Origin of the sequence: Sphingomonas sp. CBMAI 2297, assembly GCF_029870595.1 — a bacterium.
Classification (GTDB): domain Bacteria; phylum Pseudomonadota; class Alphaproteobacteria; order Sphingomonadales; family Sphingomonadaceae; genus Sphingomonas.
The window spans coordinates 142,880-160,202 of record NZ_JAPDIR010000011.1 but is presented as its reverse complement, the minus strand read 5'-3'; the positions used below and the strand labels follow the sequence as shown (position 1 = coordinate 160,202).

The window sequence follows — 17,323 nt, the reverse complement described above, 5'->3', positions numbered from 1 at the left end:
CCCCAGCCCCGGCCCCGGCCGACAAGCAGCCCTTCGCCGCGGAGATCGCCGCGTTCGAGGCCCGCGATGCCGCGGCCAGGCCGGCAAGGGGCGGGGTGCTGTTCCTCGGCAGCTCGAGCATCCGGATGTGGACCGATCTCGCGCGCGATTTCCCCGGCCACAATGTCGTCAACCGGGGCTTTGGCGGTTCCACCATCCCCGACAGCGTCCGCTATTTCGACCGGATCGTGATGCCCCATGCGCCGAAGACCATTGTCTTCTATGCCGGCGACAACGACCTGGAGGCCGGGCACACGCCCGAGGAAGTGCTCTCCGATTTCGAGGCGCTGGTGACCAAGGTGCATTTCCGCCTTCCCGGCACCCGCGTCCTGTTCGTCGCGATCAAGCCCAGCCCGTCGCGCTGGCGGCTGATCGACGGGATCCGCACGACCAACACGCTGGTGCGCGACTATGTCGCGACCGACCGGCGGCTCGGCTATGTCGACATCTTCCCCGCGATGCTGGGCCCCGACGGCAAGCCGCGCCCCGAGCTCTATCGCGAGGACGGCCTGCACATGACCCGCGCAGGCTATGATATCTGGCGCGCCGCGGTGGCCAAGGCGATGAAGTGGAAGCTCCCGGCGCCGGCCGCCAACCCGGCCAGGCCGGCGGTCAGCGCCCCGGCTCGGTCATCGAAGGCGGGTCGCTAGCCGGGAAGCTCTCGTCCAGCGCCTCGTCGAGCGCCGCCTGGTCGAGCGCGGCGTTGCGCTTCAGGCTCGCTTCCATCCGGGCAACCTGATCGGGCGTGGCTTCGCCCTGGTGGCGCGCCTTCCACTCCGCGAAGGGCATGCCGTAGACGATGCGGCGCGCATCGTCCCGGGCGATCGACGGGTCGGCCTCGACGATCCAGTCGGCCAGGCAGTTGCGGCAGAAGCCCGCCAGGCCCATCAGATCGATGTTCTGCGCATCAGCGCGGTGGCGGAGATGGCGGACGACGCTGCGGAACGCCTTGGCCGCCACGGCGTCGTCCAGCTGGTCGAGTTCGTCCATTTATCGCACCTCCACGGTTGATCCTCCGGGATATGAGGCTAGAGGCACCGAGGCACAAGCCGAGGATATGACAACGATGACAAAGGCAATCAGCCCCCGCACGCGCAAGGTTCGCATCCTCGCCACGCTCGGCCCCGCCAGCGCGACGCCCGAGATGATCGCCAAGCTGTTCGAAGCGGGCGCCGATGCGTTCCGGATCAACATGAGCCATGGCGACCAGGCATCGAAGGTGCCGCTGTTCGCGGCGATCCGCGGGCTCGAGCAGAAATATGGCCGCCCGACCACGATCCTGGCGGACCTGCAGGGCCCGAAGCTGCGTGTCGGCAAGTTCGCCGACGGCAAGGTGCAGCTGGTCACCGGCCACGAGTTCATCCTCGACCGCGACAAGACGCCCGGCGACGCCACCCGCGTCGAGCTGCCGCACCGCGAGATCTTCGAGGCGGCGCACGAGAATGCCCGCCTGCTGCTCGACGACGGCAAGCTGGTGCTGCGCGTCGTCTCGGTCGCGCCGGATCGCCTGACCACGATCGTCGAGGTCGGCGGGGCGCTGTCGAACAACAAGGGCCTGAACGTGCCCGACATGGTGCTGCCGCTCGCCGCGCTCACCGAGAAGGACCGCAGCGACCTCGCCTTCGCGGTGGAGCAGGGCGCCGACTGGATCGCGCTCAGCTTCGTCCAGCGCCCCGAGGACCTGATGGAGGCCCGCCGCCTGATCGGCGGCAAGGCGGCCCTGCTCGCCAAGATCGAGAAGCCGAGCGCGATCGCCCGCCTCGACGAGATCGTCGAGCAGTGCGACGGCGTGATGGTCGCGCGCGGCGACCTGGGCGTGGAGCTGCCGCCGCAGAGCGTGCCGCCGCTCCAGAAGCGCATCGTCGAGACCGCGCGCCGCATGGGCCGCCCGGTGATCGTCGCCACCCAGATGCTCGAATCGATGATCGAGAGCCCGTCGCCGACGCGCGCCGAAGTCTCCGACGTCGCCACCGCGGTCTATGACGGTGCCGACGCGATCATGCTCTCGGCCGAGAGCGCCGCGGGCAAATGGCCGGTCGAATCGGTGGCGATGATGAACTCGATCGCCGATGCGGTGGAGCGCGACCCCGCGCATGGCGACCGCGTCCACTTCACCGTGACCCGGCCGGATCCCACCACCGCCGACGCGCTGGCCGAAGCCGCGAAGAACATCGCGCGCACCGTCTCCGCCTCGGGCATCACCTGCTTCACCAGCTCCGGCTCGACCGCGCGGCGAATCGCGCGCGAGCGCCCGTCGGTGCCGATCCTGGTGCTCACGCCCAAGATCGATACGGCGCGCCGGCTCGGCCTGCTCTGGGGCACGCATGCGGTCCACACGCGCGACGTCGATTCGTTCGAGGAGATGGTCGCCAAGTCGAAGCGGATGGCGCTGCGCCACCATATCGCCGCAGCGGGCGACCGCGTGGTGCTGTGCGCCGGCGTGCCGTTCCGGACGCCCGGCTCGACCAACGTGCTGCACGTGGTGACCCTGGTCGGCGACGAGCTGAAGAACCATCCGGGCCGCGAGGGGCCGGACGCGATCTGATCCTTGCGCTCCCCTCTCTGGAAAGGGAGGGGAGAAGACCGGGTTCCGAACTCCTATTCTTCCTTCGTCACCTCGGCCTTGCGCCGGGGTCCCGCTATCCCGGCAGGGCAAGAAGCAGCGGGATCCCGGCACGAGGCCGGGATGACGGTGGAAAATCAGATACTTGTTCGGGTTCCCAACCTGGGGTCACGACTCGATCAGCAAACCCTGTCATCCGCGCGCAGGCGGGGGCAACGGCTTGTTCGGGCTTTCGTCCTAGAGCAGCCCGAGCCCTTCCAGATCGGCACGCAGCTTGGCCGCGCCGGTGAAGTGCAGCGCATGGATGCCCGCGTCCGCCGCGGCGGCGACGTTGGGCAGGCTGTCGTCGATGAACACCGCGTCCGGCCCCTCAAGACCGAATCGGCGCAGCGCGAGCGCGTAGATCGCGGGATCGGGCTTCACGAGCTTCTCGTCGCCCGAGACGACGATGTCGCGGAAGCGATCGAACAGCGCGGCTTCGCGGGCGCGGAACGGCGGCCAGAACTCGCCGGAGAAATTGGTGATCGCGAACAGCGGCACGCCGGCGGCGTCGAGCGCCTCGACGAGCGCGGTCATGCCGGGAATCGCCAGCCCCAGCGTCTCGTTGAAGCGCGGCCCCCAGGCGGCGATCAGCGCCGCATGCTCCGGAAAGCGCGCGCCCAGCTCCGCCGAGGTTTCCGCGAACGGACGCCCCGCGTCGTGCTGGAAATGCCACTCCCGGGTGACGACGCTCGCCAGAAACGCTTCGAGCGCCCGATCGTCCTCGATCAGGCGCTCGTAGAGGAACCGAGGTTCCCAGTCGAACAGCACCTTCCCGACATCGAAGATGACGGTGTGGGGCTGGACCACGCGAATCAGCCCTGGCGGGCCTTGAAACGCTTCTGGGTCTTGTTGATGACGTAGATGCGCCCACGACGGCGGATCACGCGGTTGTCGCGATGCCGATCCTTGAGCGACTTCAATGAATTCACGATCTTCATGACCGATTCGCTTCTCAAACTATAGGAATGCCGGAAAGAGGGGCTCGCCTAGTGGCCGATGCCCGCCAAGTCAAGGCGGGAGTCGCCCCATGGCCCAGCGGAACCGACTCGACCTGATCCGTGTTGGAGGGCAAACGGAGACGTTCCGTTCGCGAAACAGGAGTTCGTCCGCGTGAAGAAGCCGCTCAGCATCGCCCTGCTCGCCGCGCTGGGAGCCTGTGCCCCCAGCTATCGCCCGCAGCCGATCGACGTCACCCGTTATCATCTGGGCGCGCCGATCGAGCGTACCACCGTCGCGGTCGAGCCGATGGCCAACACCGATTCGTTCGGCCCCGAATATCAGACCTATGCCGATGCGGTGCGCGCCGAGCTGGAACGGCTGGGCTATGTCCAGTCGGTGAGCAGCATGCCTTCGGGCTATATCGCCGCGGTCGGCTTCCGTCGCACCAGCAAGGGCGCGTTCAAGGAACCGTCGCCGGTCAGCATCGGCCTGGGCGCGGGCGGCTTCAGCGGCGGGCGCCGCGGCGGCGTGGGTGTCGGCGGCGATGTCGGCTTCGGCATCGGCGGCAAGACGCGCGAGCTCTATCAAACCGAGCTGTGGGTGCAGCTGCGCCGCCGCAGCGACAACACCACTGTGTGGGAAGGCCGCGCGCAGAGCGGCAGCGTGAGCGGCACCGATCCCGACCAGCCCGGCGCGGCGGCCGCGCGCATGGCCAAGGCGCTTTTCAAGGACTTCCCCGGCGAGTCCGGCATCACTATCACGGTGAAATGACCATCCAGATCAATTCCGGCTTCGATTCCGGCAACATCCGCGTCGTGGGGATCGAGGGCGACCGCGTCGACCTCGAGATCGTCACCGATCACCTCTCGGACTTCTACCAGTGGTTCCACTTCCGCGTGGCCGGGGCGAAGGGGCGCACGCTCACCTTCCGCCTGCTGAACGCGGGCGGCGCTGCCTATGCGTTCGGCTGGCCGGACTATCAGGCGCGCTGGTCGACCGATCGCGAGGCGTGGCGCACCGCCGATTCGTCCTATGCCGACGGCGTGCTGCACTTCACCAAGGCAATCGATACCGACCTGGTGTGGTTCGCCTATTTCGCGCCCTATTCGATGGAGCGGCACCACGATCTGGTCAGCCGCATGGCGCTGATGCCCGGCGTGTCGCACCGCGAGCTGGGCAAGACGCTCGACGGCCAGCCGATGGACCTGCTGACGCTCGGCACCGGGCCGAAGACGGTGTGGCTCTATGCGCGCCAGCACCCGGGCGAGACCATGGCCGAATGGTGGATGGAAGGGGCGCTCGAGTTCCTGACCGACCCGACCAACCCGATCGCCCTTGCCCTGCGCGAGAAGGCGGTGTTCCACATCGTGCCGAACATGAACCCGGACGGCTCGCGCCGCGGGCATCTGCGCACCAACGCCGCGGGCATCAACCTCAACCGCGAATGGCATGCTCCGACGATGGAGAAGAGCCCCGAGGTGTTCCTTGTCCGCGCGGCGATGGACGAGACCGGCGTCGATTTCGCGATCGACGTGCATGGCGACGAGGCGATTCCCGCCAACTTCCTCGCCGGCTTCGAAGGCATCGCGTCCTGGACCGACGCGCATGGCGAGAAATTCTACGAATATGCCCGCCGCCTCGCCGGGGCGACGCCCGATTTCCAGCTCGACCTGGGCTATGAGAAATCGGCGCCCGGCCAGGCGAATCTCTCGATGTCGACCAACCAGCTCGCCGAGCGGTTCGGCGCGGTCTCGATGACGCTGGAAATGCCGTTCAAGGACCATGCCGCGAACGCCGATCCCGAATTCGCCTGGTCGCCCGCGCGCTGCAAGACGCTGGCGCATTCCTGTCTTGAGACTTTGGCAGGATTTATCGACGAGATCTGAGGGAAGCGGAATCGCGGGGGAAGGATGCTCGAACTGAGAATGGCGGCGGGGGCCGCCGCCCTGATCGCGTGGCTCGCGCCGGTGCAGGCGCAGGCACAGGCGGGGGCGGTGCCCGAGCCGGCGATCGCCACCTATGTGGCGGAACATGCCGTCGCGGGCCCCGGCGAGCTGCGCCCGGTGATGGCGGTCGGCGAGCCTCGGGGCTGGATCCTGCCCGCCGATATTCCCGAGCGCTTCCGCGCCGAGGCGCGCGGCGAGAAGCTCCAGCCGCGATTCCAGCACATATTGGGGCAGATCGGGATCGAGCTGTCGGTCGACGACAGGGATGCGATCACCGATTGCCGGGGCACCTATGGCCATGTCGCGCTCGCCCCGCAATTCTGCGAGGTGCTGCGGCGCCGGGGCAAGTTCCGCCACGCGCTCACCCTCGACGGCAAGCCCGCGCCCGGCACGGCCTCGCTGACGATCCAGTTCTCGGTGGGAGGCGAGGGGGCGGAGATCGGCCTGCCCCCGGCGCCTCCGGCACCGATGGGCTGGCCCGTGACCCATGCGCGCGGCATCGCCACCATGACTCGCCAGCCCGAGTGGCGACGCTTCTCCAAGGTCCGCGACGGGCGGCAGAGCGCGATCGCGCTGTTGCTGGAGTCGGGCACCGTCCTCTCCTGCAAGCTGCTGCGATCGAGCGGCGATGCCGGGCTGGACGCGGCGAGCTGCGACGCGGCGCGCACCGGCGCCTATGCGATCGAGCCGGCACAGACCTATGCGCAGCTGCCCATGCTCGTCCGCTGGAACCGGGACGGTGCCCAGGCGATGCTGCCGATACGGGAAAGCTATCAGCGCCCGACACCGGCGAGCGCCGGCGAGCTGGTCGTGCGCGGCGCGGCCGGATCGCCGGCGGAGGCGTGGCTCACCCTGTCGCAGAGCGGCGCGGTCACCGATTGCCGGATATCGCTCTCCGCCGGCGGCGACGCGGCGGACGTGGCGCTGTGCGCGGCGATGCGCGGCGCCAGGTTCAATCCGGCAAGCGACGTGTTCGGCCTGCCGATGGAGAGCAGGTATCTCGCCAAGGTGCGTTTCGAATGACCGATATCCGCGAAGGCGGGCTCGACGATGCGCGCGTCCGCGCGCTGCTCGAAGTGCATTTCGCCGGCATGCTGGCCAATTCGCCCAAGGACAGCACGCATTTCCTCGACTTCTCCGGTCTGGCCGGGCCCGACGTGACCTTCTGGACCGTGTGGGACGGCGACGACCTGCTGGGCTGCGGCGCGCTGCGCGAGCTCGATCCGGAGCATGGCGAGATCAAGTCGATGCGCACCGCCTCGGAGCATCTGCGCCGCGGCACCGGGGCCAGGCTGGTCGCGCATATCCTGGGCACCGCCCGTTCGCGGGGCTATCGGCGCGTGAGCCTGGAGACGGGATCGGGCGAGGCCTTCGATGCCGCCCATGCGCTCTACCGCCAGTTCGGCTTCACCGAATGCGGGCCGTTCGGCGACTATCGCGAGGACCCGTTCAGCCGGTTCCTGTCGCGCGTGGTATAGGCCGCGGCGTCGGGGTCCGGCGCCGGATCAGTGCAGCACCAGCTGGGCGACCGGCAGGACGGGCGTGACATAGGCCGCCCGTTCCGCCTCGATCGCCTCGACATGGGCAAGGCGGTTGTGGAGCGCGCCGGGGTCGGGAAGCAGCGGCACCTTCGCCGCGCCGGCGCGGCGCGGGCGGACCGGCGGCACCGCGCGGCGGGCATCGTCGGCCATTATTTCGAAACGCGGCGCCTCTGCGGCGATCCCGGTGAGCAGCCTAGTCGCCTGCCGGGCGATCTGGCGGACGCACTCCTTGGTGGCGCCGGTGTCGAGGGAAACCTCGTCGAGCGTGGCCCCGTCGAAGACGCGGCGCGCGACGATCTCGCGGTCGCGGCTCAACCTGGCCTCGAGCTTCTCCAGCTCGGCGGGATCGGCCCGCTTGAAGCGCGGCCCCTCGCCACGGTCCCTCGCTCCGGAGCGCGGACGGCGGCGGAGTGCCTCGACGCCGACCTTGCGGAGCTGGTCGACATAGGCGTCGATGAGCTGGGAGACGGCGCCCTCGGCGAGATAGTCGGAAGCGGCGGCCTCGGTGCGGGCGACGGCATCCTCGTCCTCGATCATGGCCTCGGGGGCGATCTCGTCGCCATCGGTGGCGGCGAGGGCGCTGAGCGAGACGGTGGTGGCCTCGACCTTCTTGGCGGAAGGTCGCTGGTCGGTCATCAGGCGGAAGCGCAGGCTCTGGAGCTCGCCGCGGATCTGCCAGTTCACGAAGGTGGTGAACTGGGCCTTGGTGGGATCATAGGATTCGATCGCGCGGTGGACGGCGATGGCGCAGCACTGCTCGGCATCTTCCCAGTGCGCGGTCAGGCCGTACTGGCGGACGAAGTGGCGGATGCGCGGGGCGATCAGCTTGAGGATCTGGGCAAAGGCGCGGTCGACATAGACGCGCTGGCGGTTGGTGCGAGCGGCGCCGTCCTTCGGCATATTCTCGATGACGGTGGCCACCGCTGCTTCCAGCGCGATCGTGATCTTCGACATGTGTGCAATCCCCTGCCGCCGCAGCGCCCGCGCTGCTGCTGTCGTGCGGGGAATATGAACGGGGGCAACGGGCCCGCCAATCTGGCGGGAACCCTTAGGGTAATCGCACCTTACGGACGAATCCGGGTTGCCCATGGGGCATTTCGTTAACCATCGCGGCGACTCGCGCATTCGCTCAGATATCGATCGACTCGCCGGCTCGCGCCGCCCCTGCTCTCGGCCTGCGCGGGGCGAGCCAGTGCCAGGCGAGCAGCACCGGCTCGAGTATCGCGAAACCGATCAGCACGCCGGCGAGCCGCGTCAGCGCCGGCCCGATCTGCGCATCGGCATAGCTGTCCGGCACCAGCGCGATCAGGATGGCGAGGGCGAACTGGGTGCCGACATAGCGGTGCGGATGGTCGCCATTCTCCAGGTGGCGGCCGATCACCACGCCGAGCATCGTGCCAAGGATCAGCAGCATCGGCGATCCATGCGCGACGAACAGGATCAGCGCGGCGAGCGCGGCGCCGGCCAGACAGCCGAGGAAGCGCTGGACCAGCCGCCGGCTGACCGGCAGCAGCCCGCTCGTCCCGATCGAATCGGCGGGGACGATCATCACCGCCATGATCCCGATCGCGGCCTGGGACAGCGCCGGCAGGCGCAGCCAGGCCGAGAGCCCGACGAGGAGCGCGAGCGCGGTGGCGGCCTGCAGCGCGTGGCGCGCGGCCTCGGGATGCCAGCCGAGCGCCGCGGGACGCGGGCTCGGCCGGGCCGGCCAGCGTCGGCGCAGGGTGAGCGTGGAGGCGAGGCTGACCGCCAGGCAGGCGAGTGTCCCCGCCACCGTCTCGAGCACGCGCGTCTCGACGAAGCGCGCGAGCGCGACATCGGGATGGGCGAGCTTATCGAGCACCACCATCGCGAAGGTGAGCCCGAAGAACAGCCATGCATAGGAGCGCTTGCCCGTGATCGCGGCGTAGAGGGCGCCGCCGCCGACCAGGAACAGCGCAGCCGCCGCGGCCGGCCACCAGCCCAGGAACGGCGCGGCGGCGAGCGCGAGCAGCCCGCCCGCGCCGGTGCCGGCGATGCGCAGCAGCCCGCGCACCAGCGTCTCCGCCGCATGGCCGCGCATCACCATATAGCCGGCAAAGGCGGCCCAATAGACGCTCGCCGCGCCGATCCAGTGCGCCGCGGCGATGGCGAGCAGCACCGAGGCGGCAGCTTCCGCCTCGTCGACGGTCCGGGCGGTGACCCGGTCGATCAGGCGCTTGCGGGGAGCCGCCTTCACCATCGGATCAGGCGAAGACTTCCTCGAGGAAATTGGCCATCGCCTGCCAGCTGCGGCGATCGGCCCGGGGCTCGTAGACCACGCCCGGGATGGTGGCCGTCCTGCGGTCCCGGTCGGTGAAGGCGTGGCCGGCACCGCCATAGGCATGGATCTGCCAGTCGGCGCCCGCTTCGGTCAGCTCCCGGGCCAGCGCCACGGCCTTTTCGGGCGGCGCGATCGGGTCCTCCCAGCCATGGCAGACGAGCAGCCGGGCCGCGATCGGCGACACGCTGGCATAATCGGGCGCGTCATAGACGCCGTGGAACGAGACGCCGCCCAGGATCGCAAGGCCCGAACGCGCCATGTCGAGCACGCACTTGCCGCCGAAGCAGAAGCCGATCGCGGCCAGCTTCGCGGGATCGACCCGGTCGAAGCCGGCAAGCGCGGCGAGCGCGGCGGCGAGCCGGTCGCGCAACAGGGCACGATCGGCGTTGAGCTGGTTCATATAGACTCCCGCATCCGGCCCGTGCCGGGTGCGCTTGCCCTGACCATAGACGTCCGCCGCCAGCGCCACATAGCCAAGCTTGGCGAGGTTCTCGGCATGGACGTTGTCGGCTTCCTTCTGGCCGAGCACATTGGGCAGGACGAGCACGCCCGGACGCAGCGTCGTCACCTCGTCCTCATAGGCGATCACCCCTTCGAAGGGGCCGCCAGGGCCTTGGTACACCAGAGTCTGCCGAACGATCGCCATCGCCTGTCTCCCTTGTCCCCGCCGCTCCTGCCGCTAAGGACGCTCGCAACCGGTTGCAAGGAGTTCGCATGCCCAAGCTCGTCCTGATCCGCCACGGCCAATCGGCCTGGAACCTCGAGAATCGCTTCACCGGCTGGTGGGACGTCGATCTGACGGAGCAAGGCGTGGAGGAGGCGACGGCCGCCGGCACGCTGATGCGCGAAAAGGGACTCGACTTCGACCTGTGCTTCACCAGCTTCCAGAGCCGCGCGATCAAGACGCTGCACCTGGCGCTGGAGGCGATGGGCCGGCTCTGGCTGCCCGAGGAGAAGAGCTGGAAGCTCAACGAGCGCCATTATGGCGGGCTGACCGGGCTCAACAAGGCCGAGACCGCGGCGCTGCACGGCGACGAGCAGGTGAAGATCTGGCGCCGCAGCTTCGACGTGCCGCCGCCGCTTCCCGAGGAAGGGTCGCCCTGGGACCTCGCCAAGGACGCGCGCTATCGCGGCGTGGCGATCCCGCAGACCGAAAGCCTGAAGGACACGATCGCCCGCGTGCTTCCCTATTGGGACGAGCGGATCGCGCCCGAGCTCAAGGCCGGCAAGCGCGTGCTGATCGCCGCGCACGGCAATTCGCTGCGCGCGCTGGTGAAGCATCTCTCGGGCATTCCCGACGACGAGATCGTGAACCTGGAGATCCCGACCGGCCAGCCGATCGTCTATGAGCTGGACGACCAGCTGAACGCGCTGGATCGCTATTATCTCAGCGAGCGGTGAGCGATCAGCCGGTGATCACGGTGCGGCGCGTGCGCAGAATGCGGACGCGCTGCATGTGGCCCGGGATATAGCGTGCCCGGGCGCAGACGTAGAATTCGCCCCATAGCCGCCGCTCGAATGGGCGACCGTCCCAGAACCGCCGTATCGCCGGCGGCGCCTCTTTCTCGCTATCGGCATCGTGCAGATTCAGCACGTGCTTCGTGCCGCGGACCCAGAGCCGGTTGATGCCGCTGCCATTGGCCACGTAGAAGCCGCCCCGCACCCATTGGCATTGCCCTGCCCGTGTCGGGAAAGGGGTTTGACCGGCGGCGAGCAGGGCGAGAGCGAGCAGCATCGGCCGATGCTATTATGGCGAGGCCGGTTCTTCCAGCGGGCCGGTTCTCGCAGCCGGGATGGGTTGCCCTCCCCGCCCCTCCCCTCTAGGAACGCGCCTTCCACACGAGACGGGGCAAGACGTGGCACCTCTGGTCGGCATCATCATGGGCAGCACTTCCGATTGGGAGACGATGCACCACGCCGCCAAGATGCTCGAGAAGCTCGGCGTGCCGCACGAGACCAAGGTCGTCTCGGCGCACCGCACCCCGCAGCGGCTCTACGACTATGCCACCGGCGCGGCCGGGCGCGGCCTCAAGGTGATCATCGCCGGGGCCGGCGGCGCGGCGCATCTGCCCGGCATGGCCGCCGCGATGACGCATCTGCCGGTGCTCGGCGTGCCGGTCGAGTCCAAGGCGCTGAAGGGCATGGACAGCCTGCTCTCGATCGCCCAGATGCCCGGCGGCATCCCCGTCGGCACGCTGGCGATCGGCAAGGCCGGCGCGACCAATGCGGGCCTGCTCGCCGCCGCGATCCTGGCGACTTCGGACGAAGCGCTGAGCGAGCGCCTCCAGGCGTGGCGCGCGGCGCAGACCGAGAGCGTGGCGACCGACCCCGAATGAGCGGCGCGCTGCCTCCCGGTTCGACGATCGGCATTCTGGGCGGGGGCCAGCTCGGCCGCATGCTCGCCGTCGCCGCCGCGCAGCTCGGCTATCGCACCCATGTGCTCGCGCCCGACGAAGAGAGCGTCGCCGCGCAGACCGCCTCCAGCTACACCCGCGCCGATTATCACAGCCGCATCGTGCTCGACGAGCTCGCCGCCCAGTGCGACGTGATCACCTATGAGTTCGAGAACATCGCGATCGGGCCGGTCGAGTTCCTCGCCGGCAAGGTGCCGGTGCGTCCCGGCGCGCAGAGCCTGTCGATCGCGCAGGACCGGGCGCGGGAAAAGGCGTTCGTCGCCGCGCTCGGCGGGCGCACCGCGCCCTGGGCGCTGGTCGAGACCCGCGCGCAGCTCGACGCCGCGATCGCGGAGATCGGCGCGCCGGCGATCCTGAAGACGCTGCGCCTCGGCTATGACGGCAAGGGCCAGGTGCGCATCCGCGACGCGGCTGAAGCGGCCTCGGCCTGGGAGGAAATCGGCGAGCGGCCGGCGATCCTTGAGGGCTTTGTGACGTTCAGCCACGAATTCTCGATCATCACGGTGCGCGGCGTCGATGGCGCGCTGGCCAGCTATCCGCCGCCCTGGAACGAGCACAAGGACGGCATCCTCGACAAGTCGACCGTGCCCGCCCCCGCCGAGATCGCCCGCCACTGGACCGAAGCAGCCACGCTGGCCGGCCGCGTCGCCGAGGCGCTCGGCCATGTCGGCGTGCTGACGCTGGAGTTCTTCGCGACCGACGATGGCCCGGTGTTCAACGAGATGGCGCCGCGGGTGCACAATTCGGGGCATTGGACGATCGAAGGCGCCGAATGCTCGCAGTTCGAGAACCATATCCGCGCCATTTGCGGCCTGCCGCTGGGCTCGACCGCGCTCACCGGCGCGGGCGTCGAGATGGAGAACCTGATCGGCGACCAGGCGAACCGCTGGCCCGAACTGCTCGCCGAGCCGGGCACGCATCTCCACCTCTATGGCAAGGGCGATGCCCGGCCGGGGCGGAAGATGGGGCATGTGACCAGGGTGCGGCGAGGCTGATTCCTCCCCTGCCTGCAAGGGCGGGGAGTTCAGGGCTCAGTGCGCGGCCTTCTTCCCCGGCACCAGGTGCAGCACTCCCACGATCGCCGCGCCGACGATCATCCCGCAGATCCCGGCCCCGATCGCGCCGACCAGCCATTGGACGAAACCCTGCGCGAACGGCACCGCATGGCCCGCCACCTCGGCGAGGTGGTGCACGAAATGCGGCGCTGCGTTCAGGCCGAACACCTCCAGCCCGTGCAGCAGGATGCCGCCGCCGACCCAGACCATCGCCGCCACGCCGACATGCGACAGCGCCTGGAGCAGCACCGGCATCGCCCTGACCAGGAACGCACCGGTCCGCTGCGCGATCGCCGAGGGGCGCTTGCTCAGGTGCAGGCCGATATCATCCATCTTCACGATCAGCGCGACCACGCCATAGACGCCGATGGTGATCGCGATCGCGACCGCCGCCAGCGCCGCCGCGCGCATGCCGAGCGAGGCGTCCGGCAGTTCGGCCAGCGCGATCGCCATGATCTCCGCCGACAGGATGAAATCGGTGCGCACCGCCCCGGCGACCTGGCGCTTCTCCAGCTCGACCGGCGTGGCGATCTCCGCGACTTCCGCCTCGGCATGGTGGCCGGCCAGCGCCTCGACAATCTTCTCGGCCGCCTCGAAGCACAGATAGGCGCCGCCGATCATCAGCAGCGGCGTCACCGCCCAGGGCGCGAAGGCGCTGAGCGCGAGCGCTACCGGCAGGATGAAGAGCAGCTTGTTGCGGAGCGAGCCGAGCGTGATCTTCCAGATGATCGGCAGCTCGCGATCCGGCGTGAGGCCGACGACATAGCGCGGCGTGACCGCGGCATCGTCGATCACCACCCCGGCCGCCTTGGTGCCCGCACGCCCCGCGGCCCCCACCACGTCGTCCAGCGAAGCCGCCGCCAGCTTGGCGAGCGCGGCAACGTCATCCAGCAATGCGACCAGACCGCCCGGCATGTTTCCCCCTTCATGAACTGGGGTTCAGCACATAGCGGAGCCGCGCAGCCACGCAACGCTCCCGCCTGCATCATTTCTCCTTGCCCGCCGCATCGGCACTGCGCGGCCGGCTGCGAGAAAGCGGGCCCGGCCGGCGCCTGCGTCCAGCTCTGGTGCGCTCGACGGGCGCCGGCCCGGGAAGGCGCGGGGCCCCTGGCCCGGCGGCTCCGCGTCTTGCGGAAGCGGGGGTAGCGGTTCGCCCCCGCTTCCGCGCTTCTCCGAACAGCAAGGCGCCCGCCCCGCGCGGTGCGGGACGGGCGCCTCGTTACCCTGTCCGGGCGCGTGCGCTCAGGCGCGCGTGCCGGTGAGCGGGAAGGCGCCGAACGCCCCCGCGGTGACGGTGCCGGCCATGCTGTCGCCGTCCACCGTCGCCTCGCCCGTGAGCGTCATCGGCATGGGAACCGAGACGTCCATCGTCCAGCTCAGCTTGTCGCCATCGACCTTGCCGCCCTTGGCTTCGGCATTGCCCATCGCGCCGGCGAAGGTGCCGGTGAAGGTGTCGCCGTCGGTCGTCACGGTGAACACTGCCGCCTGGTCGCCCAGCGGCGACTTCACGACCGTGTTCCAGCTGCCGTCCACATTCGCCATGAGAACTCTCCTGATTAGTTGGCCGCCGGCTTGGTGCTTGCCAGCGACGCTGCGGGGACCACCTCGACGGGCAGGCCGATGCTGTCAAGCTGCGGCCGGACCTTCGCGGCATCGCCGACGACCACGAAAACGAACTTGTTCGGGTCGAGAGCCGCGCGTGCCGCAGCGTCAAGCTGGGCCAGGGTGAGCGCGCGATATTTTTGTGCGATGGTGCTGAAATAATCGTCCGGGCGGCGACGCAGGTCGTTCTGCTGCATCGCGTTGAGCACGGCGTCCGACGTTTCGAAGCGGCCGGGCAGCTCGCGAGTCGAGCCATTGACTTCGCGCGTCAGCTCCTTGGACGTCACGCCCTCGGTGGTGAGGAACGCGCGCACCTGCTGCTGGATCGCCTTGATCGAATCGCCCGTCTTGTCCGCCTGGACCGGGGCACTGATCGTATAGGGCACGGCGTGCTCCAGGAAGGTATAGCCGCCGCCCGCGCCATAGGACCAATGCTTGGCCTCGCGCAGATCCATGTTGATGCGCGAGAGGAAGCCGGAACCGAGCGCCTGGTTGGCGGTCGTCACCGCCAGCGTGTCCGAGAAGGGATCGACGCCGGTCAGCTGCGCGGCGACGATCTGCGACTGGGGCGAATTGGCCCGGTCGATCAGGATGATCCGCGGCGTCATCGCCTGGGCCGAGGCCGTGAAGGCCTTGGTGCCGGCCGGCCCCTCGCTCTTCCAGCCGCCGAAACGCGCGTCGAGCGCGGCCTTGATCTCGGCGAGCGGACGATCGCTGACGACGAAGATCTTGGCCTTGTCCGGGCGGATCCAGGCATTGTGCCAGGCGACGAGATCGTCGCGCGTGATCGTCTTGACCACCGCCGGATCGCCCGAGCCGGCGCCGAGCTTCGCATAGGGGCTGCCCGCGCCATAGAGCACGCGCGGCACCATGCGGCCGGACAGGCCCGCCGGGCTGGTCAGCTCCTGCGCGATGCCGGTGAGCACCTGGCCGCGCACCCGCTCGATCTCGGCCGGCGCGAAGGCGGGCCGCTCGACCACGTCGGCGAACAGATCGAGCGCGCCGGCCAGGTTCGGGCTCGGCGCATCGACGCCCAGATAGGTGCGATCGGCCGAGCTGCCCGAGCCGATGGTCGCGCCCAGCCGCTCGCGCGCTTCGGCGAGCGCGGTCGAATCGAGGCTGGTGGTGCCTTCGTCCATCATGTTGAGCGTCAGGCGCTGGGTGCCGAGCTTGTCGGCCGGATCGGCGGCGACGCCGGCATCGAAGCTCATCTCGATCTGGGTGACCGGCACCGCGTTGCGATGGGCATAGACCAGCTCGATGCCGTTCGAGAGCCGGGTGCGCTCCACCTTGGGGAAGACGAGGTCGCCGATCGGGGCGACGGCAGGCATGTCGCCGCGCGTGCCCTTCACCGGGGCGGTCTTGGGGCCTTCCGCCGGCTTGGCGGCGACGGCGGCCGCTTCCTGATAGGCCTCGCGCTGGCCGGGCACCACCATCACGGTGAGCGCGGGCCGCCTGAGCCACTTGTTGGCCGCCGTGGTCACTTCGGCCGGGGTGACCCGGGCCATTGCCTCCAGCTCCTTCTTGAAGTGGAGCGGATCGCCCGAATAGAGCTCGCCCGAGGCAAGCGCGACGGCCTTGCCGCCGAAACCGCCGACCGATTCCAGCCCGGCGATGCGGCCCGAGACGTTGGTGGTGGCGACACGCTTCACTTCATCCGCGGTCGGCCCGTTCTTGAGGAGATCGGCCAGGATCTCGTCGAGACGCTTCGACACCACCGCGGGATCGACGCCGGGCTTCACCACCGCCTGGACCATGAAGATGCCGAGCTGCGCCATCGACTGGACGTTGCTCGACACCTGGACGGCGGTCTTGTCCTTGCGGACCAGCTCATTGTCGAGCCGCGAGCTGGCAAGGCCGCCCAGCACCGAGGCGAAGACGTTGAGCGCCGTCGCATCCTTGTCGTTCAGGCCGGGCACCGCCCAGCTGCGCAGGATCAGGGTGGCGGCGACATTGTCCTTGATCGTCACCGTCTTGGGCGCGGCCAGCGTCGGCACGGTGACCTGCGGCAGCACGCTCTTCGGGCCGGCCGGGATCGCGCCGAAATATTTCTCGACCAGCGGCCGGGCTTCCTTCACGTCGACATCGCCGGCAAGGACGAGGATCGCGTTGTTCGGGCCATAATGGGCGCGGAACCAGTTCTTCACGTCGTCGAGGCTGGCGGCATCGAGATCGGCCATCGAGCCGATCACGTTATGGCCATAGGGCGTGGTGCCGAGCAGTTCCTCGAGCACCTTGTAATAGACCAGGCCATAGGGCTGGTTGTCGCCCTGGCGCTTCTCGTTCTGGACGACGCCGCGCTGTTCGTCGAGCACGCCCTGGGTGATCGCGCCGAGCAGATAGCCCATGCGGTCGCTCTCCAGGAACAGCGCGCGCTCGAGCGCCGGACGCGGCACCGTCTCGAAATAATTGGTGCGATCGAAGCTGGTGGTGCCGTTGAAGTCGGTGGCGCCGACCTGCTTGAGCGGCTCGAAGAAATCGTCCGGGGCATTTTCCGAGCCGTTGAACATCAGATGCTCGAACAGATGGGCAAAGCCCGTCTTGCCGGCGGGTTCGTGCTTGGAGCCGACATCATACCAGGTGGAGACCGCGACGATCGGCGCCTTGCGATCGGTATGGACCAGCACGCGCAGGCCGTTCGAGAGCGTGAAGCCCTGATAGGGGATGTCGACCTTCTTCACGAGCTCGGCCACCGGAACCGGCTTGGCCTGAGCCCCGGCGGCAGCGGCGGCGGCGGTGGGCGCCTGCTGCGCGAAGACGGGCACGGCGGCGCCGATCGCCAGCGCGCAGATCGACGCGCCGCAAAGCATCCGGAACGATTTCATGTTGCTGTTACCCCGAGAGAGAGACGATGGTGGGACGAGCATAACGCCGGGCAGG

At 69.1% G+C, this 17,323-nt stretch carries 19 protein-coding genes; 9 read left to right on the top strand and 10 right to left on the bottom strand.

All coding sequences use genetic code 11. The annotated features are described in order from the left end of the window. Positions 1-689 (top strand): SGNH/GDSL hydrolase family protein (locus tag OMP43_RS16215; RefSeq protein ID WP_280280556.1); only part of this gene is annotated, 689 nt, incomplete at its 5' end. Here OMP43_RS16215 and OMP43_RS16210 read toward each other — a convergent pair. Next, positions 652-1,029, bottom strand: coding sequence for a DUF1244 domain-containing protein (locus OMP43_RS16210; RefSeq protein WP_280280555.1), 378 nt, complete (start codon positions 1,027-1,029; stop codon positions 652-654). The genes OMP43_RS16215 and OMP43_RS16210 overlap by 38 nt on opposite strands. 76 nt (positions 1,030-1,105) lie before the next feature. On the opposite strand from OMP43_RS16210, the gene pyk reads away from it, so the two are divergent. Then, complete coding sequence (pyk, locus tag OMP43_RS16205) at positions 1,106-2,584, top strand: pyruvate kinase (protein WP_280280554.1); 1,479 nt, start codon at positions 1,106-1,108, stop codon at positions 2,582-2,584. A 255-nt stretch (positions 2,585-2,839) separates the two neighbouring features. Here the strand turns inward: pyk and OMP43_RS16200 are convergent, their stop codons facing one another. After that, the gene (locus OMP43_RS16200) at positions 2,840-3,451 is read right to left on the bottom strand and encodes an HAD-IA family hydrolase (RefSeq protein WP_280280553.1); all 612 of its coding nucleotides are present in this window, start codon (positions 3,449-3,451) and stop codon (positions 2,840-2,842) included. Positions 3,452-3,456: 5 nt separating this feature from the next. After that, a complete protein-coding gene (gene ykgO, locus OMP43_RS16195; protein WP_086130464.1) occupies positions 3,457-3,582 on the bottom strand; it encodes a type B 50S ribosomal protein L36 in 126 nt (41 codons plus the stop codon). Positions 3,583-3,754: 172 nt separating this feature from the next. On the opposite strand from ykgO, the gene OMP43_RS16190 reads away from it, so the two are divergent. From OMP43_RS16190 to OMP43_RS16175, 4 genes are read left to right on the top strand one after another with little or no spacing between them, the layout of a single operon-like run. Next, positions 3,755-4,354 (top strand): DUF4136 domain-containing protein, encoded by a 600-nt coding sequence (locus OMP43_RS16190; protein ID WP_280280552.1) that lies wholly within the window; start codon positions 3,755-3,757, stop codon positions 4,352-4,354. After that, on the top strand, positions 4,351-5,469 hold the full coding sequence (locus OMP43_RS16185; RefSeq protein WP_280280551.1) for a M14-type cytosolic carboxypeptidase: 1,119 nt from the start codon (positions 4,351-4,353) through the stop codon (positions 5,467-5,469). The genes OMP43_RS16190 and OMP43_RS16185 overlap by 4 nt, the downstream gene beginning before the upstream one ends. Positions 5,470-5,493: 24 nt before the next feature. After that, the gene (locus OMP43_RS16180; protein WP_280280550.1) at positions 5,494-6,552 is read left to right on the top strand and encodes a hypothetical protein; all 1,059 of its coding nucleotides are present in this window, start codon (positions 5,494-5,496) and stop codon (positions 6,550-6,552) included. After that, positions 6,549-7,007: a GNAT family N-acetyltransferase gene (locus tag OMP43_RS16175; protein WP_280280549.1), complete on the top strand. Its 459-nt coding sequence runs from the start codon at positions 6,549-6,551 to the stop codon at positions 7,005-7,007. The genes OMP43_RS16180 and OMP43_RS16175 overlap by 4 nt, the downstream gene beginning before the upstream one ends. A 27-nt stretch (positions 7,008-7,034) precedes the next feature. On the opposite strand, the gene OMP43_RS16170 is transcribed toward OMP43_RS16175, so the two are convergent. The 3 genes from OMP43_RS16170 to OMP43_RS16160 form a co-directional block, all read right to left on the bottom strand. Then, a complete protein-coding gene (locus OMP43_RS16170; RefSeq protein WP_280280548.1) occupies positions 7,035-8,024 on the bottom strand; it encodes a sigma factor in 990 nt (329 codons plus the stop codon). Between the two features lie 175 nt (positions 8,025-8,199). Next, a complete protein-coding gene (locus OMP43_RS16165; protein WP_280280547.1) occupies positions 8,200-9,288 on the bottom strand; it encodes an FUSC family protein in 1,089 nt (362 codons plus the stop codon). A 7-nt stretch (positions 9,289-9,295) separates the two neighbouring features. Continuing rightward, the gene (locus OMP43_RS16160) at positions 9,296-10,018 is read right to left on the bottom strand and encodes a dienelactone hydrolase family protein (protein WP_280280546.1); all 723 of its coding nucleotides are present in this window, start codon (positions 10,016-10,018) and stop codon (positions 9,296-9,298) included. A gap of 68 nt (positions 10,019-10,086) precedes the next feature. Between OMP43_RS16160 and gpmA the strand changes: the two genes are divergently transcribed. Further along, positions 10,087-10,773 (top strand): 2,3-diphosphoglycerate-dependent phosphoglycerate mutase, encoded by a 687-nt coding sequence (gene gpmA / locus OMP43_RS16155; RefSeq protein ID WP_280280545.1) that lies wholly within the window; start codon positions 10,087-10,089, stop codon positions 10,771-10,773. A gap of 4 nt (positions 10,774-10,777) precedes the next feature. On the opposite strand, the gene OMP43_RS16150 is transcribed toward gpmA, so the two are convergent. Continuing rightward, positions 10,778-11,107, bottom strand: a complete 330-nt coding sequence (locus OMP43_RS16150; RefSeq protein WP_280280544.1) for a hypothetical protein — start codon at positions 11,105-11,107, stop codon at positions 10,778-10,780. A 145-nt stretch (positions 11,108-11,252) separates the two neighbouring features. Here OMP43_RS16150 and purE point away from each other — a divergent pair, with 145 nt between their 5' ends. Together purE and OMP43_RS16140 are read left to right on the top strand one after the other, a co-directional pair. After that, on the top strand, positions 11,253-11,708 hold the full coding sequence (gene purE / locus OMP43_RS16145; RefSeq protein ID WP_280280563.1) for a 5-(carboxyamino)imidazole ribonucleotide mutase: 456 nt from the start codon (positions 11,253-11,255) through the stop codon (positions 11,706-11,708). Then, a complete protein-coding gene (locus OMP43_RS16140) occupies positions 11,705-12,781 on the top strand; it encodes a 5-(carboxyamino)imidazole ribonucleotide synthase (protein WP_280280543.1) in 1,077 nt (358 codons plus the stop codon). Before purE ends, OMP43_RS16140 begins: the two co-directional genes overlap by 4 nt. Positions 12,782-12,817: 36 nt before the next feature. On the opposite strand, the gene OMP43_RS16135 is transcribed toward OMP43_RS16140, so the two are convergent. The 3 genes from OMP43_RS16135 to OMP43_RS16125 form a co-directional block, all read right to left on the bottom strand. Then, positions 12,818-13,756: a DUF808 domain-containing protein gene (locus OMP43_RS16135; protein WP_280280542.1), complete on the bottom strand. Its 939-nt coding sequence runs from the start codon at positions 13,754-13,756 to the stop codon at positions 12,818-12,820. 327 nt (positions 13,757-14,083) lie between these two features. Further along, positions 14,084-14,383 (bottom strand): hypothetical protein, encoded by a 300-nt coding sequence (locus OMP43_RS16130; RefSeq protein WP_280280541.1) that lies wholly within the window; start codon positions 14,381-14,383, stop codon positions 14,084-14,086. A gap of 14 nt (positions 14,384-14,397) precedes the next feature. Further along, positions 14,398-17,268, bottom strand: coding sequence for a pitrilysin family protein (locus tag OMP43_RS16125; RefSeq protein WP_280280540.1), 2,871 nt, complete (start codon positions 17,266-17,268; stop codon positions 14,398-14,400). Positions 17,269-17,323 lie beyond the last annotated feature (55 nt).

What these genes read in the sequence shown, in the direction of transcription:
- OMP43_RS16185 (WP_280280551.1), top strand. Translation starts at nt 4,351, where the DNA reads ATGACCATCCAGATCAATTCCGGCTTCGATTCCGGCAACATCCGCGTC.
- ykgO (WP_086130464.1), bottom strand. Translation starts at nt 3,582, where the DNA reads ATGAAGATCGTGAATTCATTGAAGTCGCTCAAGGATCGGCATCGCGAC.
- OMP43_RS16170 (WP_280280548.1), bottom strand. Translation starts at nt 8,024, where the DNA reads ATGTCGAAGATCACGATCGCGCTGGAAGCAGCGGTGGCCACCGTCATC.
- OMP43_RS16130 (WP_280280541.1), bottom strand. Translation starts at nt 14,383, where the DNA reads ATGGCGAATGTGGACGGCAGCTGGAACACGGTCGTGAAGTCGCCGCTG.
- OMP43_RS16210 (WP_280280555.1), bottom strand. Translation starts at nt 1,029, where the DNA reads ATGGACGAACTCGACCAGCTGGACGACGCCGTGGCGGCCAAGGCGTTC.
- OMP43_RS16160 (WP_280280546.1), bottom strand. Translation starts at nt 10,018, where the DNA reads ATGGCGATCGTTCGGCAGACTCTGGTGTACCAAGGCCCTGGCGGCCCC.
- OMP43_RS16180 (WP_280280550.1), top strand. Translation starts at nt 5,494, where the DNA reads ATGCTCGAACTGAGAATGGCGGCGGGGGCCGCCGCCCTGATCGCGTGG.
- purE (WP_280280563.1), top strand. Translation starts at nt 11,253, where the DNA reads ATGGGCAGCACTTCCGATTGGGAGACGATGCACCACGCCGCCAAGATG.
- OMP43_RS16125 (WP_280280540.1), bottom strand. Translation starts at nt 17,268, where the DNA reads ATGAAATCGTTCCGGATGCTTTGCGGCGCGTCGATCTGCGCGCTGGCG.
- OMP43_RS16150 (WP_280280544.1), bottom strand. Translation starts at nt 11,107, where the DNA reads ATGCTGCTCGCTCTCGCCCTGCTCGCCGCCGGTCAAACCCCTTTCCCG.
- gpmA (WP_280280545.1), top strand. Translation starts at nt 10,087, where the DNA reads ATGCCCAAGCTCGTCCTGATCCGCCACGGCCAATCGGCCTGGAACCTC.
- OMP43_RS16135 (WP_280280542.1), bottom strand. Translation starts at nt 13,756, where the DNA reads ATGCCGGGCGGTCTGGTCGCATTGCTGGATGACGTTGCCGCGCTCGCC.
- OMP43_RS16140 (WP_280280543.1), top strand. Translation starts at nt 11,705, where the DNA reads ATGAGCGGCGCGCTGCCTCCCGGTTCGACGATCGGCATTCTGGGCGGG.
- OMP43_RS16175 (WP_280280549.1), top strand. Translation starts at nt 6,549, where the DNA reads ATGACCGATATCCGCGAAGGCGGGCTCGACGATGCGCGCGTCCGCGCG.
- pyk (WP_280280554.1), top strand. Translation starts at nt 1,106, where the DNA reads ATGACAAAGGCAATCAGCCCCCGCACGCGCAAGGTTCGCATCCTCGCC.